The 20,585-nt window shown below is 62.5% G+C and carries 22 protein-coding genes and 1 other annotated feature; of the genes, 15 read left to right on the top strand and 7 right to left on the bottom strand.

Features of this window, described 5'->3' with window-relative positions; translation table 11 throughout:
* The first annotated feature begins 1 nt into the window (after position 1).
* Positions 2 to 625, top strand: a complete 624-nt coding sequence (locus MMS95_RS19130; protein WP_242142086.1) for an HAD family hydrolase — start codon at positions 2 to 4, stop codon at positions 623 to 625.
* An 89-nt stretch (positions 626 to 714) separates the two neighbouring features.
* Positions 715 to 1,335: a glutathione S-transferase gene (locus MMS95_RS19135; protein WP_004938761.1), complete on the top strand. Its 621-nt coding sequence runs from the start codon at positions 715 to 717 to the stop codon at positions 1,333 to 1,335.
* Between the two features lie 13 nt (positions 1,336 to 1,348).
* Here MMS95_RS19135 and MMS95_RS19140 read toward each other — a convergent pair whose 3' ends face one another.
* Positions 1,349 to 2,449 carry a PQQ-dependent sugar dehydrogenase gene (locus tag MMS95_RS19140; RefSeq protein ID WP_085336413.1) on the bottom strand — a complete coding sequence of 367 codons (1,101 nt, stop codon included), beginning with the start codon at positions 2,447 to 2,449 and terminating at the stop codon, positions 1,349 to 1,351.
* Positions 2,450 to 2,580: 131 nt separating this feature from the next.
* On the opposite strand from MMS95_RS19140, the gene MMS95_RS19145 reads away from it, so the two are divergent.
* Positions 2,581 to 3,000: a GNAT family N-acetyltransferase gene (locus tag MMS95_RS19145; RefSeq protein ID WP_085336414.1), complete on the top strand. Its 420-nt coding sequence runs from the start codon at positions 2,581 to 2,583 to the stop codon at positions 2,998 to 3,000.
* An 11-nt stretch (positions 3,001 to 3,011) separates the two neighbouring features.
* On the top strand, positions 3,012 to 3,995 hold the full coding sequence (locus MMS95_RS19150) for a magnesium and cobalt transport protein CorA (protein WP_015377262.1): 984 nt from the start codon (positions 3,012 to 3,014) through the stop codon (positions 3,993 to 3,995).
* A gap of 74 nt (positions 3,996 to 4,069) precedes the next feature.
* On the opposite strand, the gene MMS95_RS19155 is transcribed toward MMS95_RS19150, so the two are convergent.
* The 3 genes from MMS95_RS19155 to speB all read right to left on the bottom strand — a co-directional run bounded on the left by MMS95_RS19155 (position 4,070) and on the right by speB (position 7,379).
* Positions 4,070 to 4,879: a nitrilase family protein gene (locus MMS95_RS19155; protein WP_156865405.1), complete on the bottom strand. Its 810-nt coding sequence runs from the start codon at positions 4,877 to 4,879 to the stop codon at positions 4,070 to 4,072.
* Between the two features lie 104 nt (positions 4,880 to 4,983).
* On the bottom strand, positions 4,984 to 6,369 hold the full coding sequence (locus tag MMS95_RS19160; RefSeq protein WP_033633493.1) for a sodium:solute symporter: 1,386 nt from the start codon (positions 6,367 to 6,369) through the stop codon (positions 4,984 to 4,986).
* Between the two features lie 77 nt (positions 6,370 to 6,446).
* Positions 6,447 to 7,379, bottom strand: coding sequence for an agmatinase (gene speB, locus MMS95_RS19165; protein ID WP_033633494.1), 933 nt, complete (start codon positions 7,377 to 7,379; stop codon positions 6,447 to 6,449).
* 250 nt (positions 7,380 to 7,629) lie between these two features.
* Between speB and MMS95_RS19170 the strand changes: the two genes are divergently transcribed.
* Positions 7,630 to 8,535, top strand: a complete 906-nt coding sequence (locus MMS95_RS19170) for a LysR family transcriptional regulator (RefSeq protein ID WP_048322632.1) — start codon at positions 7,630 to 7,632, stop codon at positions 8,533 to 8,535.
* On the opposite strand, the gene MMS95_RS19175 is transcribed toward MMS95_RS19170, so the two are convergent.
* The gene (locus MMS95_RS19175) at positions 8,526 to 9,716 is read right to left on the bottom strand and encodes an MFS transporter (protein WP_060559079.1); all 1,191 of its coding nucleotides are present in this window, start codon (positions 9,714 to 9,716) and stop codon (positions 8,526 to 8,528) included. The two genes, MMS95_RS19170 and MMS95_RS19175, sit on opposite strands and share 10 nt — an antisense overlap.
* A 137-nt stretch (positions 9,717 to 9,853) precedes the next feature.
* Here MMS95_RS19175 and MMS95_RS19180 point away from each other — a divergent pair, with 137 nt between their 5' ends.
* On the top strand, positions 9,854 to 10,738 hold the full coding sequence (locus MMS95_RS19180; RefSeq protein WP_048322630.1) for a LysR family transcriptional regulator: 885 nt from the start codon (positions 9,854 to 9,856) through the stop codon (positions 10,736 to 10,738).
* Between the two features lie 15 nt (positions 10,739 to 10,753).
* On the opposite strand, the gene MMS95_RS19185 is transcribed toward MMS95_RS19180, so the two are convergent.
* The gene (locus tag MMS95_RS19185; RefSeq protein WP_015377257.1) at positions 10,754 to 11,578 is read right to left on the bottom strand and encodes an SDR family oxidoreductase; all 825 of its coding nucleotides are present in this window, start codon (positions 11,576 to 11,578) and stop codon (positions 10,754 to 10,756) included.
* 229 nt (positions 11,579 to 11,807) lie between these two features.
* Here MMS95_RS19185 and hisL point away from each other — a divergent pair, with 229 nt between their 5' ends.
* From hisL to hisIE, 9 genes are all read left to right on the top strand, one after another.
* Positions 11,808 to 11,855, top strand: a complete 48-nt coding sequence (gene hisL / locus MMS95_RS19190) for a his operon leader peptide (RefSeq protein ID WP_100396937.1) — start codon at positions 11,808 to 11,810, stop codon at positions 11,853 to 11,855.
* Positions 11,831 to 11,957, top strand: a sequence feature (His leader region). (Overlaps the previous gene by 25 nt.)
* Before the next feature lie 70 nt (positions 11,958 to 12,027).
* Positions 12,028 to 12,927, top strand: a complete 900-nt coding sequence (gene hisG / locus MMS95_RS19195; RefSeq protein WP_004938793.1) for an ATP phosphoribosyltransferase — start codon at positions 12,028 to 12,030, stop codon at positions 12,925 to 12,927.
* A 4-nt stretch (positions 12,928 to 12,931) separates the two neighbouring features.
* Complete coding sequence (gene hisD / locus MMS95_RS19200) at positions 12,932 to 14,239, top strand: histidinol dehydrogenase (protein WP_004938796.1); 1,308 nt, start codon at positions 12,932 to 12,934, stop codon at positions 14,237 to 14,239.
* Positions 14,236 to 15,324, top strand: coding sequence for a histidinol-phosphate transaminase (gene hisC / locus MMS95_RS19205; protein WP_033640854.1), 1,089 nt, complete (start codon positions 14,236 to 14,238; stop codon positions 15,322 to 15,324). The genes hisD and hisC overlap by 4 nt, the downstream gene beginning before the upstream one ends.
* Positions 15,321 to 16,388, top strand: coding sequence for a bifunctional histidinol-phosphatase/imidazoleglycerol-phosphate dehydratase HisB (gene hisB, locus MMS95_RS19210; RefSeq protein ID WP_015377254.1), 1,068 nt, complete (start codon positions 15,321 to 15,323; stop codon positions 16,386 to 16,388). Before hisC ends, hisB begins: the two co-directional genes overlap by 4 nt.
* Entirely contained in the window at positions 16,388 to 16,978 is a 591-nt protein-coding gene (gene hisH / locus MMS95_RS19215) for an imidazole glycerol phosphate synthase subunit HisH (protein WP_004938803.1), read from the top strand. Before hisB ends, hisH begins: the two co-directional genes overlap by 1 nt.
* A 5-nt stretch (positions 16,979 to 16,983) precedes the next feature.
* Complete coding sequence (gene hisA, locus MMS95_RS19220; RefSeq protein ID WP_033633499.1) at positions 16,984 to 17,721, top strand: 1-(5-phosphoribosyl)-5-[(5-phosphoribosylamino)methylideneamino]imidazole-4-carboxamide isomerase; 738 nt, start codon at positions 16,984 to 16,986, stop codon at positions 17,719 to 17,721.
* Positions 17,703 to 18,479: an imidazole glycerol phosphate synthase subunit HisF gene (gene hisF / locus MMS95_RS19225; protein WP_033633500.1), complete on the top strand. Its 777-nt coding sequence runs from the start codon at positions 17,703 to 17,705 to the stop codon at positions 18,477 to 18,479. Before hisA ends, hisF begins: the two co-directional genes overlap by 19 nt.
* Positions 18,473 to 19,093, top strand: a complete 621-nt coding sequence (gene hisIE, locus MMS95_RS19230; RefSeq protein WP_048322621.1) for a bifunctional phosphoribosyl-AMP cyclohydrolase/phosphoribosyl-ATP diphosphatase HisIE — start codon at positions 18,473 to 18,475, stop codon at positions 19,091 to 19,093. The genes hisF and hisIE overlap by 7 nt, the downstream gene beginning before the upstream one ends.
* Positions 19,094 to 19,167: 74 nt before the next feature.
* Here hisIE and gndA read toward each other — a convergent pair whose 3' ends face one another.
* Positions 19,168 to 20,574, bottom strand: a complete 1,407-nt coding sequence (gndA, locus tag MMS95_RS19235; protein WP_004938815.1) for an NADP-dependent phosphogluconate dehydrogenase — start codon at positions 20,572 to 20,574, stop codon at positions 19,168 to 19,170.
* Positions 20,575 to 20,585: the final 11 nt, after the last annotated feature.

The raw sequence follows: 20,585 nt of genomic DNA on the forward strand, positions 1-20,585 counted from the left end.
CCTGATTGACGATGACAGCGCCAGCCTGTGGATCCGCTGGCTGGTCGGCCAGGGGTTCGCGCCGGCGGAGCTGGAACTGCAGGAGCAGCAGCTGATGCAGCTCTATTATCAGGGCAAGCTGTCGATGGAGGACTACATGCAGGCCACGCTGGCGCCGCTGACCGGCCTGAGCGTACAAACCGTGGCCGGCTGGGTGCAGCGTTACATCCGGCGCGACATCCTGCCGCGCGTCTACCCCGCCGCCCGTGAACGCCTGCAGTGGCACCGCGAGCGCGGCGACTGCATTCTGGTGATCTCCGCCACCGGCGAACACCTGGTGGCGCCGATCGCCGAACAGCTCGGCGCCGACGACGCGCTGGCGATCGGCGTGGAAATCAGCGACGGCCGCTTCACCGGCAACACCTACGGCACCATGACCTATCAGCAGGGCAAGGTGATCCGCCTGCAGCACTGGCTGGCGCAGCACCCGCACCTGAAGTTCGAGCACAGCCACGGCTACAGCGACTCTCTCAACGACAAGGCGATGCTGCAATTCGTCGACAGCGCCACGGTGATCAACCCCGACAGCGAACTGAGCGCGCTAGCGGCGGAGCACGGCTGGGAAGTGTGCCGCTGGGAGCGTTGAGCGGCAGACAAAAAATGCCCTGCGGTGTGACAAAAAGCGCATTGTGGCGTAGGTATTAAGGGTCTTTAATCCGCTAACGGAGTTATCCCATGCTGACCATTTGGGGTCGTGAGAATTCGAACAACGTCAGGAAGGTGCTGTGGTGCGCCGCCGAACTGGGGCTGAGCTATACCCACATCAACGCCGGCGGGGCGTTTGGCAAGGTCAACGAAGAGAGTTACCGCGCGCTGAACCCGAACGGCCTGGTGCCGCTGCTGCAGGACGATGACTTCGTGCTGTGGGAGTCCAACACCATCGTGCGCTACCTGGCGGCGAAATTCGGCGACGCGACGTTCTATCCGCAAGATCTGCAGGCGCGCGCCGCCGCCGAGAAATGGATGGACTGGACCACCTCGACCATCGTTCCGGCCTTCACCATCGTCTTTTGGGGCCTGATCCGCACCGCGCCGGAGTTGCGCGACATGGCGAAAATAGAAGCGGCGATCGCCACGCTGGAAAAACACTTCGACGTCATTGAACAGACGCTGGCGCACCAGCCTTACCTCTCCGGCGACGCGTTCGGCTTCGGCGATATCCCGCTCGGCAGCTTCGCCTACGCCTGGTTCGAAATGCCGATCGCCCGCCGCCCGCGGCCGAACATGGAGCGCTGGTATCAGCAACTGCGCGCACGCCCGGCCTATCAGCGCGGCGTGATGAGCGCACTCACCTGACGCATGCGGGGCGTTACGACGCCCCGACCTTCAGCAGCTTGCCGTCCCGTTCGTCCGTCAGCAGATACAGGTAGCCGTCCGGCCCGCTGCGCACCTCGCGAATGCGTTCGCCGCGATCGCCCAGCAGCCGCTCTTCCGCCACCACTTTGTCCCCCTCCAGCGTCAGGCGAATCAGTGCCTTTTGCGCCAGTGCGCCGATGAACAGCGAATGCCGCCAGGCGGGGAAACGCTGCCCGTCATAAAACGCCATGCCGCTGAGGCCGGGCGAAACCCGCCAATAGTGCAGCGGCTGTTCGGTGCCGGGCACCCGTTCTCCTTTGGCCTCCGGAATCGGCTGGCCGGAATAGTTGATGCCATAGGTGGCCAGCGGCCAGCCGTAGTTTTTACCCGGCAGCGGGATATTGAGCTCATCGCCGCCGCGCGGACCGTGTTCATGCTCCCAGATCGCGCCGCTCCACGGATTCAGCGCCAACCCTTGCGGATTGCGGTGGCCGTAGGACCAAACCTCCGGGCGTTTACCTGCCTGGCCGATCCAGGGGTTGTCCGGCGGTACCGCGCCCTCGGCGGTCAGCCGCACCAGCTTGCCCTGCAGTTTGTCAGTCTCCTGCGCCGTCGGCCGCTGGTTGTTTTCGCCCAGCGCGATAAACAGGTAGCCCTGCCGATCGAACGCCAGCTTGCCGCCAAAGTGATTGCCGACCGACAGCTTGGGTTGCTGACGGAAGATCACCTTAAAGTTTTCCAGCCGCGCGCCGTCGTCGCTCAGGCGGCCATAGCCGACCGCCGTGCCGGCTTTGCCGCCCTCGCCCGGTTCGGCGAAGCTGAGATATACCCGGCGGCTGGCGGCGAAGTCGGGCGCCGGCAACACCTCCAGCAGGCCGCCCTGCCCCTCGGCGTAGACCTGCGGCACGCCGGCGATCGGCGGCGACAGGCCCTTGCCCTGCAGCCACAGCCGCAGCCGGCCGGGCCGTTCGGTGATAAGCAGGCCTTGTTCCGCCGGCAAGAAGGCCAGCGACCATGGGTGTTCAAGGCCGTCCTGCAATTGGCTGACCGTCGGCGCGGCGTGCAGCAGGCCGCTGCACAGCAGCAAACCGGCCAGCAGAGTCAATCGGGGCATGGCGTCCTCCTGAGGATAAAATGACCCGTTTAGTGTAGTTCACCCAGTCGGAATGGTCGTTTACATTACATTTCAACAGGTTGCCTTTTAGCCGCAGTGTGCTTAAGTTAATCCATAACCCAGGAGGAAAAATGGACATTACCGTTACCGACGCGATTGACGAACAAACCCTCGATGCGATCAGGCAAGGCCTGCGCGCTTACAACCTGCCGCATATCGATGCCCGTCACCGCAAGCCGCTCAGCGTCTATGCGCGCGACGAGGCCGGCACGGTGATCGGCGGGCTGACCGCCGAAACCTGGGGCAACTGGCTGAGCGTCGAGTGGCTGTGGGTGGCGGATACCCAGCGCGGCAGCGGCCTCGGCGGCCGGCTGATGCGCGCCGCCGAGCATGAGGCGCAGGCGCGCGGCTGCCGCTACGCCCGTCTCGACACCTTCAGCTTCCAGGCGCGACCGTTCTACGAAAAGCTCGGCTATCAGCTGCAAATGACGCTGAAAGAGTATCCGGTGGAACATGAGTGCTATTTTCTTACCAAAACCCTGACTGATTAATGGACGGACAGATGGACAGCAAAAGCATGGTGGTGAACTGCGTGGCGTACAAAGCCGGCCAACGGCTGGGCGAAGTGACCATCGACGATATCAGCGAGGTGGTCAAACAACCGGACACCTTCGTCTGGCTGGGGTTGCGGCAGCCGGAGCCGGCGTTTATGCGCAAGGTGCAGGAGGAGTTCGGCCTGCACGATTTGGCGATCGAAGACGCGCTGTGCGCGCACCAGCGGCCGAAGCTGGAGACCTACGGCGACTCGCTGTTCATCGTGGTGAAAACCGCGCAGTGGGGCGAGCACGACGAAATCGAATACGGCGAAACCCACTTCTTCGTCGGCAAAAACTTTCTGGTGACGGTGCGCCACGGCGCCTCACCCAGCTACGCGCCGATCCGCGCCAAGGCGGAAGAGAACCACAAGCAGATGTGCCGCGGGCCGGGCTTCGCCCTCTATTCGGTGTTGGACTTCGTGGTGGATAACTACCGCAGCGTGGTAACGCGCTTCGAGAGCACCATCGAGAACATCGAAGCCAACATGTTTCAGTCGGAGTTCGATCAGGCGGCGATCGAGAACGTCTATACTCTGCGCCGCCACCTGCTGGCGCTGCGCAACGCCGCGCTGCCGATGGATGAAATCTGCAACCAGCTGATCCGTCTGCACGAAGAAGTGATCCCGAAAGAGCTGCGCGCCTACGTGCGCGACGTGCAGGATCACGCGCATCAGGTGGTCAGCAACATCGACGACATGCGCGAAATGCTGACCAACGCCATGCACGTCAATCTGGCGCTGGTGACGGTCAAACAAAACGAAGTGGTGAAACGGCTGGCGGGTTGGGGGGCGATTTTGGCCATCCCGACGGTGATCTTCAGCCTGTACGGCATGAACTTCGCCGACATGCCGGAGTTGAAATTCCCGTGGGCCTATCACGCCACGCTGGGGGCGACCGCCGTCGGCTGTATTTTCCTGTATCAGAAGCTGAAGAAATCAGGCTGGCTGTAAGCGCCAAAACGGCGGATTTTCCCGCCGGAAAAACGGTCGGCGGGGCAGCCGGATCCGCCGACCGCCCCGCCGCTTCAATACAGCATCGGCCGCCGATCGCGATGCACGTGATTGTAGCGGCCGATGCGCTTGTCATCGGCCTCGCCGATATCCATCGATGCCAGCACCATGCCTTCACCTGTCAGGCTTTGCGTCAACGGATAGCCATCGGCGTCGACGATCGCCGATCCGCCGATCCACGCAACGCCGCGCTCCGTTTCGCAGCGATCGCACACCGCGATGAACAGCCGATTGACGGCGGCGTTGGCCTGCGCCTTCACCATCTCCGCCGACCGTTCGCCCTGCGGGCGCGGCACCTGCGGCCAGTTGACCGGCGCGCACAGCAGCTGAGCGCCGGCCAGCGCCGGCAGCCGCACCCATTCGGGGAATTCAAGATCGTAGCAGATCATCACCGCCAACCGGCCAAAGCGGGTCTCGACGACCGGCGGCGGCCGATCGCCGGGGGTAAAGATCGTGCTCTCCTCATGCCACAGGTGGGCCTTGCGATAAATCGCCCTCACGCCCTGCGCATCGATCAATGCCGCGCTGTTGGCCACCCCGCCATCGGGCAGCCGCTCGCAGAAACCGGCGACGATCGCCACATCCAACTCACGCGCCAGAGCACACCACAAGCTGAGGCTGGGCCCGTCTTCGGTCTCGGCCAACGTCAGCGCCTCCGCCTTATCGCGCAACACATAACCGCTGTTCACCAGCTCCGGCAACACGATGACGTTGGCGCCTCGCTGCGCCGCATGACGGATCGCCTGAGCGGACTGCGCCCGATTATGCTCTGCTTCCCCTACCCGCAGCGCTAACTGGCAGCATGCGACGCTGATTTTACCCATGACTCACCTTCTCCTTACCCTCACCGTTAAACCGACAGGGCGGCGATGCGCCCTGCTCCTCAGTAAATCAGTAAAGGCGCCGTGATAAAAGCCCGGATCGCGCCTCAACGCTCGGTTTGGGTCTGCAGCTGCGGCGCCGGGCGGCTCAGCAGGCTGCCCAGCACGAAGGCGACGCCGCCGCCCAGCAGACCGCCGTAGATCGGGCTGTTAGCGTCGATGCCGTGCCAGATCATCAGCCCCACCACACAAAGACTGCCGGTCAGCATGCTGGCGATGGCCCCGGCGCTGGTGGCGCGCGGCCAGAAGATCGCCCCCACCAGCGGGATCAGCATGCCGCCCACCAACAGGTTGTAAGCCAGCGTCAGCGCCGCCAGCACGTCGCGCACCACAAACGCCAGCCCCAGCATGACCGCGCCCATGAAAAGCGTGGTGATGCGCCCGGCGGCCAGCCCGCCGGAAGGTTTACGGCGGATGGCCGGCAGCACGTCCTCCAGCGCGATGGTGGAGGACGCCAGCAGACAAGCGCTGGCGGTGGACATCAGCGCCGCCAGGGCCGCGGCAGCCACCAGCCCGCTGACGCCGACCGGCAATACCGTCTGCGCGATGGCGGCGAAGGCGCCGTCGGTGTTGCTGAGCGACGGCAGCACGATTTTGCCGGCCATGCCGATCAGCGCGCCGGTCACGCCGTACAGCACGCAATAGACGCCCGCTCCCAGTCCGGCGAAGCGCGCCACGTTGGCGCTGCGGGCGGTGAACACCCGCTGCCAAATGTCCTGGCCGATCAGAATGCCGAAGAAGTAGATCAGGAAGAACACCAGAATAGTGTCCAGCCCGATCGACGACAGCTGGTAGTAACCTGCGGGCAGCAGGCTGGTGAACGCCTCCCAGCCGCCTGCCTTGACGATGCTCATCGGCATCAGCACCAGCATCATGCCGACGGTCATGATGATGAACTGAATGATGTCGGTCAGCGTCAGCGACCACATGCCGCCCAGCGTCGAATACAGCACCACCAGCCCGCCGCCGAGCAGAATGGATGCGCTGAACGACAGGCCGAACATCACCTGCATCACGCTGCCGATGGCGATGATCGAGGTCACCGCCACCATCAGGTCATACGCCAGCATGATCGCGCCGCTGGTGACCCGCGCCGCCGGGTGATAGCGCCGCGACAGCACCTGGCTGACGGTATACAGCTTCAGCTTGAGCAGCGGCTTGGCCAGCACCAGGCTCAGCACCACGATGCCCAGCCCCAGCGCGCCGCACAGCCAGACGCCGGAGATACCGTAGGTGTAGCCGAGTTTGACGCTGCCGATGGTCGACGCACCGCCGAGCACCACCGCCGACAGCGTGCCCAGATACAGCCCCGGCCCCAGGTTGCGCCCGGCCACCAGATACGCCTCTTTGGAATTGGCGCGGCGAATGCCCATCCACCCCACCGCGCCTATCACCAGAAAGTAAAACACCACGACCAGCAGATCGAGATTCATGGGTACCTCCACTCCGTAGTTATTGTTATCAGGGGCCCCGACGCAACCGCTCCGCCGGTAGAGTCAGTGCGCCGGCCTCAACGGGCCGGCAGCACGCACAACATTTCAAACAGCAGGTTGGCGGCCAACAGCGCGGTGTTGCCGGAGCGATCGTAAGGCGGCGACACCTCCACCACGTCGCCGCCGACCAGGTTCAGCCCATGACAGCCGCGCACGATCTCCAGCCCTTGCCAGACCGACAGCCCGCCGACCTCCGGCGTGCCGGTGCCCGGTGCGAAGGCCGGATCCAGCCCGTCGATATCGAAGCTGAGATAAACCGGCGCGTCGCACATCTGTTCGCGGATCTCCGCCATCAGCGGTGTCAGCGACCGGTGCCAGCAGGCCTCGGCCGGCACCACACGAAAGCCCTGGCGGCGTGACCAGTCGAAGTCGTCCGCCGCATAGCCACTGCCGCGCAGGCCAATCTGCACCACCTTTTCCGGCGCCAGCAGCCCCTCCTCAAACGCGCGGCGGAAGGTGGTGCCGTGCGCCAGCTGTTCACCGAACATCTCCTCGTTGGTATCGGAATGCGCATCGACGTGGATCAGCCCGACCGGGCCATGACGGCGGGCGACGGCGCGCAGCACCGGCAGCGTCAGGGTGTGATCGCCGCCGAGCGTCAACGGCGTGCAGCCGTGCGCCAGGATCTCGTGGTAAGCCGCCTCGATGCGCTGCACGCTGTCCGCCAGGCTGTAGGGGTTGATGGCGATATCCCCCAGATCGGCCACCTGCAGCCGTTCAAACGGCGCAGAGCCGGTACCCATGTTGTAGGGGCGGATCATCACCGATTCCTGGCGGATCTGGCGCGGGCCATAGCGAGTGCCGCTGCGGTTGGAGGTGCCGATATCGAGCGGAATGCCGACAAAGGCGGCGTCCAGACCGCGCGCCTGTTCGGCCGCGGGCAGGCGCATCATGGTGGGGAGGCCGGCAAAGCGCGGCATATCGTTACCGCTTTGGGGTTGGTTCAGCATGGCGTTTCCTTGTCTTGGGCTTGCGATAAATTGAAACATTTAAGCAACATTCGCAGGCTACCCCGTTGACCGCACCGGCTACCATTCCTGCTTTTACATGTAAACATCGGAAAACGCGATGTAACTAACCCATTGAAGTATTGATTTTTATTTCAATATCATGCCATAAGAAAGGCCATATCTTCAGCGCCGCGCCTATTTCTTCGATGTTAAACATGGGTTAACCGGCCGACGTTCTGCGGAGGGACAGATGCTCACTAACCTAAGCGATATCGATCTGAAGCTGTTGCGGGTGTTCGTCGCGGTGGCGGAAGCCCAGGGGGTCAGCGCCGCGCAGGAAACGCTGCTGATGAACCAATCCACCATCAGCACCCATCTGGCCTCGTTGGAAACGCGACTGGGTTTTCGCCTGTGCCAGCGCGGGCGCTCCGGCTTCCGGCTGACGCCCAAGGGGGAACGCATGCTGATCGCCTGCCGCTCGTTGTTCAACGCCGCTCGCGACTTCACCCGGGTCAGCCAGTCGCTGAACGGCCTGCTGACCGGCGATCTGCAAATCGGTCTGGTGGATAACCTGGTTTCACTGCCGGGCAATCCGTTCAGCCAGGCCATCAAGCACTTTCAGCGGCGCCACCAGGACGTGCAATTGCAGTGCCGCATCTGTTCGCCGAACGAGATTGAGCAAGGGCTGCTGCACCAGCAGCTCGATCTGGGCATCGGCTACTTCGGCCAGCAGCTGGAGGCGTTGCGTTATCAACCGTGGCTGGAGGAGACGCAGGCGATCTATTGCAGTGAGGATCACCCGCTGTTCGCGGTGGAAGAACCCGAGCGCGAGCAGATTGAAAACGCGCGCTGGGTCAAGCGCGGCTACCTGCTGGCGCAGCAGCTGTGCCCGATCGCGCCCCCTCACTTGGCGGCAGTGGCTCACCATATGGAAAGCGTCGCCCATCTGGTGCTGAGCGGTACCTGTCTTGGCTATCTGCCCACCCACTACGCGGCGCGCTGGGTGGAACAGGGGCTGCTGCGGCAGTTGGGCGGCACGGCGCTCTCTTATCGCGCCACGCTTAGCCTGGTCAGCCGCCCCGTCCAGCCCGACGAGGCGTTGAACGCGCTGCTGGAGGATTTGGCGCGCGCCGCACGCCAATCACCTCATCGCTGAGAGGCCAGCGCCCGATTCATGGCAAACAGCGTGCCGGTTAAAGACAGGACGAGGAACCCGATGATGGCCCAGGCGAAAGAGGCCGCTCCGCCCTTGTCGAGCACCATGCCGCCGACCGCGCCACCGGCGGCCACGGCGGTATTCCAGCCCGTCGTATACATGGACTGCGCAACGTCGGCCGCGCGGCCGGAAAGCCGTGACAATGCCGTCTGCGTGAGGGTGGCGAAACCGCCGAAAGCCACGCCCCACAATGCGACGGAGAGATAGACGATCGGGGCCGCCCGTCCCCCGCTCCCCAGCAGCACGGCGGCGAGGGAAAAGATAACGATACTCGTCACCGTAAGAGATTGGACTCGCCGATCGACCAGCATCCCGGCAATGCCTAATCCGGCAATCGCGCCCAGCCCGAAGATAAACAGAACGATATCGACCCGCTCGGATAACCCCGACGGCTTGAGGAAAGGCTCCAGGTAGATATACAGAATGTTGTGGGCAACGATGAAGGTGAACACCACGAACAGCACGGCGCGGATCCCGCACTGCAAGAAGACGCCGCTCAGAGACGGGCGATGCGCCTTAGCCTGGCCGGGGAAATCCGGCACAATGGCGATGATCCACGCCACGAGCGCGAGCGCCATCAACGTCATCAGGCCAAAGGCGCCCTGCCAACCGATGGCTCGACCAAGCAACGTGCCAAGCGGTACGCCGAGCACCAACGCCAGGGTGGCGCCGGCGCCGGAGATCGCAATAGCGCGGCCGCCAAGATGAGCCGGTGACATGCGCACGGCGTAACCGGCCAGCAAAGACCAAACGATGCCGCCGAAAACGCCGGCGAAGAAACGCGTCGCCAATGAGACATGGTAATCATGCGACAGCGCCGTGACGAGGTTGACGATGGCAAAACCGCAGATCGCGCTCAACAGCAAGGGGCGGCGCCGCATGCCTTGCGTTAATGCGGTCAGCGGAATGGCGGCGACCAACGCGCCCACCGCATAGGCGGTGATGAATTGTCCCGCCAGGCTTTCAGACACGTTCAAATCGCCCGCGATCGAAGAAAGCACGCCCGCCGGCATGATCTCGGTCAGCAGCGTGATGAAAGCGGCCATTGCCAATGCCAGCAGGCCCCCCAGCGGCAACCGCTCGATGCTCCCGGCAGGCGCAGATATCGTCGTTTGATTCATCAATCACTCCCCATTCAAAGATGTTTCCGCTCATTGCGGATGACGGTTGCATCATGCTGCCCACTCGCTGATAAAAGAAAAATAGGCTAAAGTGAACAACACTCATGACAAAGATGTCATCAATAGAATGGAAGCCTATGGAAAGTCTGGGTTCTCTCGACGTTTTCGTCCGGGTCAGTGAAAGCCGCAGTTTCACGGTGGCCGGGCAGCAGCTGGGGATCTCCGCGTCGGCGGTCAGCAAAACCATCGCCCGGCTGGAGGAGCGGCTCAGCGTGCGTTTGTTCCACCGTTCCACCCGCACGGTCAACCTGACGCCGGAAGGGGCCCTGTTCCTGGAAAGGTGCCGTCGCATTTTGAGTGAGGTGAAAGAGGCGGAAGCCGAACTGTTGCAAACGCGGGGAACGCCTCAGGGCAAGCTGCGCATCAGCCTCCCGTCGCTGGGCACGCTTTTCATGCCAAAACTGGGGGACTTCAAGCGCCGCTATCCTGAGATCGAGCTGGATATTGATTATTCGGATCGGCTGGTTGACGTGATTGAGGAAGGTTTCGATGCCGTTATCCGCAGCGGAACCCCGAGTGACTCACGGCTGGTTGCCCGCCGGCTGGGTACCTGCCGCAAGGTTTTCGTTGGCGCGCCGGGTTATTTCAGCCAAGCGGGTATGCCGCGCAAGCCCGAGGATCTGACAAGCCATGCCCGTTTGCATTATCGCTTTCCCAGCACCGGCAAACTGGATGTCTGGCCGCTGGGGGACAAAACGGAGATGATCCCCGAACGGCCGGCCAGCATGGTGACAAATACCCTCGATCCGCAGGTGTGCTTCGCGGAACAAGGGTTAGGCATCGCTTATTTGCCGGAGATCGCCGTGCGCAGACAGCTGGAACAGGGCAGCCTGGTGACGGTTTTGGATGAGTACCACCGCGAGAACATGGTTTTTCATGTCCTTTGGCCGTCGGGCCGCCACCTGTCAGTCAAAATCAGGCTGTTCGTCGACTTTGTGACGAGCCATCTGTTCCCGCTTTAAACGACATATACCGTCTTAACTGACCGGCATACGCGCCGGATCGGGATACTGGTACTCGAAACCCAGCTCGTTGCAGATGCGGTTGCCGTCCACCAGCCGCTCATCCTGCTCCGCCTCGTCGGCGAACTGCGGCGGCTCCAGATGCAACTGCTCGGCCAGCGCCGGATAAAATTCGCGCTTGGCCGGATGACGCGGCGCGCACAGGTTGTACACGTGGCCGCCCTTCGGCAGCTTCAGCAACAGTTGGATGGCGGCGATGACGTCGTCCTGGTGCACCAGATTTACCCCCTGCGAACCGCCCTTCACGTCGAGCTTGCCCGCCAGGAAGCGGCCGGGGTGACGATCGGCGCCCACCAGCCCCGCCAGGCGCAGAATGTCCACCGAGGTGTTCGGCAATTCATGCAGCCAACGTTCCAGCTCGGCCAACACCCGCCCTGACGGCGAGACCGGCCGCAACGGCGACTCTTCGCGCAGCGTGCCTGCGGTTTCGCCGTACACCGAGGTGGAACTGGTGAAGATCACCCGCGGCACGCCAAAGGCCATCGCGCTGTCCACCAGCATGCGCACCGCATTGAAATAGTTTTCGCTGCCTTCGACGGTGCGGCGAGCGGGCAGTGTCACCACCAACGCATCCACGCGCAGCAGCGACTCCAGATCGTCCGGATCGCACACCAGCTCCGGCGTCAGTTCCAGTTGGTAGCATTCGATGCCGCTCATGCGCGCGGCCTCGACGCCGTCCGGCGTGGTTTTGCTACCGACCACGTCATATCCGCGCCCCATCAGCGACAGCGCCAACGGCATGCCCAGCCAACCCAAACCAATAATGGCTACCTTTTTCATCCTCTTCCTCTCCTGAAGATCGCAGCGCCCTACCCCTAAGGCTACGCCACTGCGCACGGCGATACAATCTGCCCGGCTTAAGGTCAGGTAAAGCTGTCTGTGGCTAATAACCTAACCTGTTTCAATAAATTAAATTTATGACGTTAAAAAAGGGTTGCGCGGTGGACAGCGGATAGTTTAGCTTAATTGGCATACGGTTTTTACCGGCTTTTGATTAGAGAAAAACACCATGACACGCGTTCAGTTCAACCACCATCATCACCATCACCCTGACTAGTCTTTCAGGCGATGAGTGCTGGAAGACGGTTTGTTAATCTTCCAGTGGCGCGCAGAACGCAAGAGAGAGCCCTCGGAAGATTTCTTCCGAGGGTTTTTTTTTGGCTCCGGACAGACAGAAAGAATAGTTTTTACAATAAATTCATAAAATTACAGATTAAACAGAGGTTACCATGCTGGACAAGACACGTTTACGGATCGCAATGCAGAAGTCGGGCCGCCTGAGCGATGAATCCCAGGAACTGCTGGCGCGCTGCGGCATCAAGATCAACCTGCAGCAGCAGCGTCTGATCGCCTTCGCCGAGAACATGCCGATCGATATCCTGCGCGTGCGCGACGACGATATTCCGGGCCTGGTGATGGACGGCGTGGTCGATCTCGGCATCATCGGCGAAAACGTGCTGGAAGAAGAGCTGCTTAGCCGCCGCGCCCAGGGCGAAGACCCGCGTTACTTCACGCTGCGCCGCCTCGATTTCGGCGGCTGCCGCCTGTCGCTGGCCACCCCGCTCGACGCCGAATACACCGGCCCGCAAAGCCTGCAGGACGCCCGCATCGCCACCTCTTACCCGCACCTGCTGAAGCAATACCTCGACAAGCAGGGCGTGCGCTTCAAATCTTGCCTGCTGAACGGCTCGGTGGAAGTGGCGCCGCGCGCCGGTCTGGCCGACGCCATCTGCGATCTGGTCTCTACCGGCGCCACGCTGGAGGCCAACGGCCTGCGTGAAGTCGAAGTGATCTACCGCTCCAAGGCTTGCCTGATCCAGCGCGACGGCGAAATGCCGGAAGCCAAACAGCAGCTGATCGATCGCCTGATGACCCGCATTCAGGGCGTGATCCAGGCGCGTGAATCCAAATACATCATGCTGCACGCGCCGAGCGAGAAACTGGACGAGATCGTCGCGCTGTTGCCGGGCGCCGAGCGCCCGACCATTCTGCCGCTGGCCGGCGCGCAGAACCGCGTGGCGATGCACATGGTAAGCAGCGAAACCCTGTTCTGGGAAACCATGGAAAAACTGAAAGCGCTCGGCGCCAGCTCGATTCTGGTGCTGCCGATTGAAAAGATGATGGAGTAACGCCATGTCGACCTTCAACACGCCGATCGATTGGGCGACCAGCAGCGCCGAACGCCAGGCCGAGCTGCTGATGCGCCCGGCCATCGCCGCCTCTGACAGCATCACCCGCACGGTGAGCGAGATCCTCGACAACGTGAAGGCCAACGGCGATCGGGCGCTGCGCGACTATAGCGCCCGTTTCGACAAGGCGGAAGTCTCGGCGCTGCGCGTCAGCGCCGAGCAGATCGCCGCCGCCGCCGCGCGGTTGGGCGACGACATCAAACAGGCGATGGCGGTGGCCGTCGCCAACGTGGAAACCTTCCACAACGCGCAGCGGCTGCCGCCGGTGGACGTCGAAACGCAACCGGGCGTGCGCTGCCAACAGGTGACCCGCCCCATCGACTCGGTCGGCCTGTATATTCCCGGCGGATCGGCGCCGCTGTTCTCCACCGTGCTGATGCTGGCGACGCCGGCACGCATCGCCGGCTGCCGCCGGGTGGTGCTGTGCTCGCCGCCGCCGATCGCCGATGAAATCCTGTATGCGGCTCAGCTGTGCGGCGTGCAGGAAGTGTTTCAGGTCGGGGGCGCGCAGGCGATCGCCGCCCTGGCGTTCGGCACCGAGAGCGTGCCGCGCGTGGCGAAGATCTTCGGGCCGGGCAACGCCTTCGTGACCGAAGCCAAGCGGCAGGTCAGTCAACGCCTTGATGGCGCGGCCATCGACATGCCGGCCGGCCCTTCGGAGGTGCTGGTGATCGCCGACGCCGGCGCCACTCCGGCGTTCGTCGCTTCCGATCTGCTGTCGCAGGCCGAACACGGCCCGGATTCGCAGGTGATCCTGCTGACGCCGGACGCGGCAATGGCGCAGGCGGTGGCCGAAGCAGTGGAAAGCCAACTGGCCGAGCTGCCACGCGCCGAGACCGCCCGTCAGGCGCTGGCGAGCAGCCGCCTGATCGTAGCGCGCGATCTGGCTGAGTGCGTGGCGATCAGCAACCGCTACGGCCCGGAGCACCTGATTATTCAGACCCGCAATGCGCGCGAACTGGTGGACGGCATCACCAGCGCCGGTTCAGTGTTCCTCGGCGACTGGTCGCCGGAATCCGCCGGCGATTACGCCTCCGGCACCAACCACGTGCTGCCGACCTACGGCTATACCGCCACCTGCTCCAGCCTGGGGCTGGCCGACTTTCAAAAACGCATGACGGTGCAGGAGCTGACGCCGCAGGGCTTCAGCAACCTGGCCGCCACCATAGAAACGCTGGCTGCCGCCGAGCAGCTGATCGCCCACAAGAACGCCGTGACCCTGCGCGTCGCCGCCCTGAAGGAGCAAGCATGAGCATCGAAAAACTGGCGCGCGCCAACGTTCGCGAGCTGACCCCTTATCAATCGGCGCGCCGCCTCGGCGGCAAGGGCGATGTGTGGCTGAATGCCAACGAATACCCAATCGCCCCGGAATTCCAGCTGACCGCGCAAACCTTCAACCGCTATCCGGAGTGCCAGCCGGCGCAGGTGATCGAACGCTACGCCGCCTATGCCGGGGTGAAGAAAGAGCAGGTGCTGGTCAGCCGCGGCGCCGATGAAGGCATCGAGCTGCTGATCCGCGCCTTCTGCGAGCCGGGCAAAGACGCCATTCTGTTCTGCCCGCCGACCTACGGCATGTACGCCGTCAGCGCCGAAACCTTTGGCGTGGAGCGCCGCACCGTGGCCGCCAAAGAGGACTGGCAGCTGGATCTGCCGGCCATCGCGGACAGCCTGGACAACGTGAAGTTGATCTACGTCTGCAGCCCGAACAACCCGACCGGCAACCTGATCGATCCGGACGATTTACGCAGTCTGCTGGAGCTGGCCAAAGGCAAAGCGATCGTCGCGGTGGACGAAGCCTATATCGAGTTTTGCCCGCAGGCTTCGGTGGCCGGTTGGCTGAGCGACTACCCGCACCTGGCTATTCTGCGTACGCTGTCAAAGGCCTTTGCGCTGGCCGGCCTGCGTTGCGGCTTTACGCTCGCCAATGAAGATCTGATTGCCCTGCTGCTGAAGGTGATCGCCCCTTACCCGCTCTCGACGCCGGTGGCGGATATCGCCGCGCAGGCGCTGAGCGAAGAAGGTATCCGCACCATGCGCCAGCGCGTCACCGACATCGCAGCCACCCGCAGTTGGCTGCAGCAACAGCTGGAGAAATGCGCCTGCGTCGAGCAGGTTTTCGCCAGCGACAGCAATTACCTGCTGGCTCGCTTCACCGCCTCAAGTAATGTGTTTAAAAGCTTGTGGGATCAGGGCATTATCTTACGAGACCAAAACAAACAGCCCGGGTTGTCCGGCTGCCTGCGCATCACCATAGGCACCCGCGACGAATGTCAACGCGTGGTGGACGCCTTGTCCGCCCTGCCCGGCGCCAACCAGACTCGCCAGGAGCCAATGTGAGCCAAAAAATCCTCTTTATCGATCGTGACGGCACGCTGATCGCCGAGCCACCGGAAGATTTCCAGGTTGACCGCCTGGACAAGCTGGCGCTCGAGCCAGACGTGATCCCTTCCCTGCTGGCGCTGCAGCAGGCGGGGTATCAGCTGGTGATGATCACCAATCAGGATGGGCTCGGCACCGCCAGTTTCCCGCAGGAGACCTTCGATCCGCCGCACAACCTGATGATGCAGATCCTCAGCTCCCAGGGGATTCAGTTCGCCGACGTGCTGATTTGCCCGCACCTGCCGGCGGACAACTGCGACTGCCGCAAGCCGAAAACCGCGCTGGTGAAAGGCTACCTTGAACCCGGCGTGCTCGATACCGCGCACAGCTACGTGATCGGCGATCGGCCGACCGATGTGCAGCTGGCGGAAAACATGGGCATCCAGGGGCTGCGTTACCAGCGCGGCGTGCTGGGCTGGAAAGAGATCGTGCGCCAGCTGACCCTGCGTGACCGTCACGCGCGGGTTAATCGCGTGACCAAAGAGACGCAGATCGACGTCAACGTCTGGCTGGATCGCGAAGGCGGCAGCAAGATCAAAACCGGCGTCGGCTTCTTCGATCACATGCTGGATCAGATCGCCACCCACGGCGGCTTCCGCATGGAGATCGACGTCAAAGGCGACCTGTATATCGACGATCACCACACGGTAGAGGACACCGGCCTGGCGTTGGGTGAAGCGCTGAACAAGGCGCTCGGCGACAAGCGCGGCATCGCCCGCTTCGGCTTCGTGCTGCCGATGGACGAATGCCTGGCGCGCTGCGCGCTGGATATCTCCGGCCGCCCGCACCTGGAGTACAAGGCCGAGTTCAACTATCAGCGCGTCGGCGATCTCAGCACCGAAATGGTCGAGCACTTCTTCCGTTCGCTCTCTTACACCATGGGCTGCACGCTGCACCTGAAGACCAAGGGCAAAAACGACCACCACCGGGTCGAGAGCCTGTTCAAAGTGTTTGGCCGCACGCTGCGCCAGGCGATCCGCGTCGAGGGCAATACCCTGCCGAGTTCGAAAGGAGTGCTGTGATGAACGTGGTGATTTTGGATACCGGCTGCGCCAACCTAGCCTCCGTCACCTACGCGGTGCGGCGCCTGGGTTATCAGCCGGAGGTGAGCCGCGATCCGGAGATCGTGCTGCGCGCCGACAAGCTGTTCCTGCCGGGCGTCGGCACTGCGCAGGCGGCGATGGATCAGCTGCGCGAGCGCGATTTGATCGAACTGATCAGGGCCTGCACGCAGCCGGTGCTGGGCATTTGCCTCGGCATGCAGCTGCTGGCGGCCAGCAGCGAAGAGAACGGCGGCGTGACCACGCTCGGCCTCATCGATACGCCGGTCAAGCAGATGACCGACTTCGGCCTGCCGCTGCCGCACATGGGCTGGAACCAGGTGTCCGCGCAGGCGGGCCACCATCTGTTCCGCGGCATCGATGACGGCGCCTACTTCTATTTCGTACACAGCTATGCGATGCCGATATGCCCCAGCACCATCGCCCAGGCGAACTACGGCGAGCCCTTCACCGCCGCCGTGCAAAAAGACAACTTCTTCGGCGTGCAGTTTCATCCAGAACGTTCTGGAGCAGCCGGCGCGCAACTGTTGAAAAACTTTCTGGAGATGTAGGCAGCATGATTATTCCGGCTTTGGATTTGATCGACGGCAACGTGGTGCGTTTGCATCAGGGCGATTACGGCCAGCAGCGCGACTACGGCAACGATCCGCTGCTGCGTCTGCAGGACTATCAACAACAGGGCGCCCAGGTGCTGCACCTGGTCGATTTGACCGGCGCCAAGGATCCGGCGGCGCGCCAGATCCCGCTGCTGCGCAAGCTGCTGGCGGGGGTTGACGTGCCGGTGCAGGTCGGCGGCGGCATCCGCAACGAACAAGACGTCAGCGCCCTGCTGGAGGCTGGCGCCACGCGCGTGGTGATCGGCTCCACCGCGGTGAAACAGCCGCAGTTGGTGCAAAGCTGGTTCGAGCGCTACGGCGCCGACGCGCTGGTGCTGGCGCTGGACGTGCGCATCGACGCGCAGGGCGTGAAGCACGTGGCCATCAGCGGCTGGCAAGAAGACTCCGACGCCACGCTGGAACAGGTGGTGGAACAGTTCCTGCCCTACGGGCTCAAACACGTGCTGTGCACCGATATTTCACGTGACGGCACGCTGGCCGGTTCCAACGTGGCGCTGTATCAGGAGATCAGCCGCCGTTATCCGCAGGTGGCCTTCCAGGCCTCGGGCGGCATCGGCAATCTGGACGACATCGCCCAGCTGCGCGGCAGCGGCGTTGCCGGCGTGATCGTGGGGCGCGCCCTGCTGGAAGGTAAATTTAGCGTTGAGGAGGCGATCGCATGCTGGCAAAACGGATAATCCCGTGCCTGGATGTTAAAGACGGGCAAGTGGTGAAAGGCGTGCAGTTCCGCAACCACGAAATCATCGGCGACATCGTGCCGCTGGCGCAGCGCTATGCGCAAGAAGGTGCGGACGAGCTGGTGTTTTACGATATCACCGCCTCGAGCGATGGCCGGGTGGTGGACAAAAGCTGGGTGTCGCGCGTGGCGGAGGTGATTGATATTCCGTTCTGCGTCGCCGGCGGCATTAAAAGCGCCGAGGACGCCAGCCAGATCCTGTCTTTCGGCGCCGACAAGATTTCGATCAACTCGCCGGCGCTGGCCGATCCTGAGCTGATTAGCCGCCTGGCTGAACGCTTTGGCGTGCAGTGCATCGTGGTGGGCATCGACACCTGGTTCGACAGTGAAACCGGCAAGTATCACGTCAACCAATATACCGGCGACGAGAGCCGCACCCGCATCACCCAGTGGGAAACCCTCGACTGGGTGCAGGAAGTGCAGCGCCGCGGCGCCGGTGAGATCGTGCTGAACATGATGAATCAGGACGGCGTGCGCAACGGTTACGACCTGCAGCAGCTGCGTCGGGTGCGCGAGGTCTGCAAAGTGCCGCTGATCGCCTCCGGCGGCGCGGGCACCATGGAGCACTTCCTGGAGGCGTTCCGCGATGCGGACGTCGACGGCGCGCTGGCGGCGTCGGTGTTCCACAAACAAATCATCAATATCGGCGAACTGAAAAGGTTCCTGGTCGAACAAGGCGTGGAGATTCGCGTGTGCTGACAGAACAACAGAGAAACCAGCTGGACTGGGAAAAAACCGACGGCCTGATGCCGGTCATCGTGCAGCACGCCGTTTCTGGCGAAGTGCTGATGCTGGGTTACATGACGCCGGAAGCGCTGACCACCACCGAGCAAAGCGGCAACGTCACCTTCTTCTCGCGCACCAAGCAGCGCCTGTGGACCAAGGGTGAAAGCTCCGGCCACTTCCTTAAGGTGGTCAGCATCACGCCGGACTGCGATAACGATACGCTGCTGATATTGGCCAACCCGATCGGCCCGACCTGCCACCTCGGCAACAGCAGCTGCTTCCACCCGGCCGCCAGCGACTGGACGTTTCTCTATCAGTTGGAACAGCTGTTGGCGGAGCGCAAGCATGCCAGCCCGGACAGCTCATACACCGCCAGCCTGTACGCCAGCGGCACCAAGCGCATCGCGCAGAAGGTCGGGGAGGAAGGCGTGGAAACCGCGCTGGCCGCCACGGTCAACGATCGCGAAGAGCTGACCAACGAAGCTTCGGACCTGATCTATCACCTGCTGGTGCTGCTGCAGGACCAGGATTTGGATCTGAGCGCGGTGATCGGCCGGCTGCGCGAGCGGCATCAGAAAAAAGCATGACGTTAACTCGCACGCAATAAAAAAGCCGCCGGGCGTTAACCTCGGCGGCTTTTTTTATCGCTCAACGAGCGGGCTTATTCCATCCATTCGGTATGGAACACGCCTTCCTTGTCGATGCGTTTATAGGTGTGCGCACCGAAGTAGTCGCGCTGCGCCTGGATCAGGTTCGCCGGCAGCACCGCGGAACGGTAGCTGTCGTAGTAAGCGATCGCAGCGGAGAAGGTTGGCGTAGGGATACCGTTCTGCACGGCGTAGGCCACCACGTCACGCAGCGCCTGCTGGTACTCGTCGGCGATTTGCTTGAAGTATGGCGCCAGCAGCAGGTTGGCGATATCGGCATCCGCCGCGTAAGCGTCGGTGATCTTCTGCAGGAACTGAGCGCGGATGATGCAACCGGCGCGGAAGATCTTGGCGATTTCGCCGTAGTGCAGATCCCAGTTGTTTTCTTTAGACGCGGCTTTCAGCTGAGAGAAGCCCTGCGCGTAGGACACGATTTTGCCCAGATACAGAGCGCGACGCACTTTCTCGATGAACTCGGCTTTGTCGCCGGTGAACGGCGCCACTTTCGGGCCGGTCAGCACTTTAGACGCGGCAACGCGCTGATCTTTCAGCGAGGACAGGTAGCGTGCGAATACCGATTCGGTGATCAGCGACAGCGGTTCGCCCAGATCCAGCGAGCTCTGGCTGGTCCATTTGCCGGTGCCTTTGTTGGCGGCTTCGTCCAGGATCACATCGACCAGGTATTTACCCTCTTCGTCTTTCTTGGTGAAGATGTCTTTGGTGATGTCGATCAGGTAGCTGTTCAGCTCACCCTTGTTCCACTCGGCGAAGGTTTCGGCCAGCTGCTCGTTGCTCAGATTCAGCGCCTGTTTCAGCAGAGAATAGGCTTCGGCAATCAGCTGCATGTCGCCGTATTCGATGCCGTTATGCACCATCTTCACATAGTGGCCGGCGCCGTCTGCGCCAATGTAGGTCACGCAAGGCTCGCCTTCCGCAACCGCAGCGATTTTCTCCAGGATCGGCGCCACCAGCTCGTAAGCTTCTTTCTGGCCGCCAGGCATGATGGAAGGCCCTTTCAGCGCGCCCTCTTCACCGCCGGAAACGCCGGTGCCGATGAAGTTGAAGCCCTGGTCGGACAGTTCGCGGTTACGACGGATGGTGTCCTGATAGTAGGTGTTGCCGCCGTCGATCAAGATGTCGCCCTTGTCCAGGTGCGGAGTCAGCGAGGCAATGGTTTTATCCGTTGCTTCGCCCGCTTTCACCATCAGCAGGATGCGGCGCGGTTTTTCCAGTGATTCGACAAACTCTTCAACGGTGTAATACGGCGCCAGATTCTTGCCCGGGTTCTCAGCGATCACTTCGTCAGTTTTGTCGCCAGAACGGTTGAAAATGGAAACGGTGTAACCACGGCTCTCGATGTTCAGCGCGAGGTTGCGGCCCATTACCGCCATGCCGACAACGCCGATTTGTTGCTTGGACATTTAGGAACTCC

The organism is Serratia sp. PGPR-27, assembly GCF_022678525.1.
Taxonomy (GTDB): domain Bacteria; phylum Pseudomonadota; class Gammaproteobacteria; order Enterobacterales; family Enterobacteriaceae; genus Serratia; species Serratia nematodiphila.

Coding starts and splice junctions, on each gene's coding strand:
- MMS95_RS19135 (WP_004938761.1), top strand. CDS start 715: ATGCTGACCATTTGGGGTCGTGAGAATTCGAACAACGTCAGGAAGGTG.
- MMS95_RS19140 (WP_085336413.1), bottom strand. CDS start 2,449: ATGCCCCGATTGACTCTGCTGGCCGGTTTGCTGCTGTGCAGCGGCCTG.
- MMS95_RS19145 (WP_085336414.1), top strand. CDS start 2,581: ATGGACATTACCGTTACCGACGCGATTGACGAACAAACCCTCGATGCG.
- MMS95_RS19150 (WP_015377262.1), top strand. CDS start 3,012: ATGGACAGCAAAAGCATGGTGGTGAACTGCGTGGCGTACAAAGCCGGC.
- MMS95_RS19155 (WP_156865405.1), bottom strand. CDS start 4,879: ATGGGTAAAATCAGCGTCGCATGCTGCCAGTTAGCGCTGCGGGTAGGG.
- MMS95_RS19160 (WP_033633493.1), bottom strand. CDS start 6,369: ATGAATCTCGATCTGCTGGTCGTGGTGTTTTACTTTCTGGTGATAGGC.
- speB (WP_033633494.1), bottom strand. CDS start 7,379: ATGCTGAACCAACCCCAAAGCGGTAACGATATGCCGCGCTTTGCCGGC.
- MMS95_RS19170 (WP_048322632.1), top strand. CDS start 7,630: ATGCTCACTAACCTAAGCGATATCGATCTGAAGCTGTTGCGGGTGTTC.
- MMS95_RS19175 (WP_060559079.1), bottom strand. CDS start 9,716: ATGAATCAAACGACGATATCTGCGCCTGCCGGGAGCATCGAGCGGTTG.
- MMS95_RS19180 (WP_048322630.1), top strand. CDS start 9,854: ATGGAAAGTCTGGGTTCTCTCGACGTTTTCGTCCGGGTCAGTGAAAGC.
- MMS95_RS19185 (WP_015377257.1), bottom strand. CDS start 11,578: ATGAAAAAGGTAGCCATTATTGGTTTGGGTTGGCTGGGCATGCCGTTG.
- hisG (WP_004938793.1), top strand. CDS start 12,028: ATGCTGGACAAGACACGTTTACGGATCGCAATGCAGAAGTCGGGCCGC.
- hisD (WP_004938796.1), top strand. CDS start 12,932: ATGTCGACCTTCAACACGCCGATCGATTGGGCGACCAGCAGCGCCGAA.
- hisC (WP_033640854.1), top strand. CDS start 14,236: ATGAGCATCGAAAAACTGGCGCGCGCCAACGTTCGCGAGCTGACCCCT.
- hisH (WP_004938803.1), top strand. CDS start 16,388: ATGAACGTGGTGATTTTGGATACCGGCTGCGCCAACCTAGCCTCCGTC.
- hisA (WP_033633499.1), top strand. CDS start 16,984: ATGATTATTCCGGCTTTGGATTTGATCGACGGCAACGTGGTGCGTTTG.
- hisF (WP_033633500.1), top strand. CDS start 17,703: ATGCTGGCAAAACGGATAATCCCGTGCCTGGATGTTAAAGACGGGCAA.
- gndA (WP_004938815.1), bottom strand. CDS start 20,574: ATGTCCAAGCAACAAATCGGCGTTGTCGGCATGGCGGTAATGGGCCGC.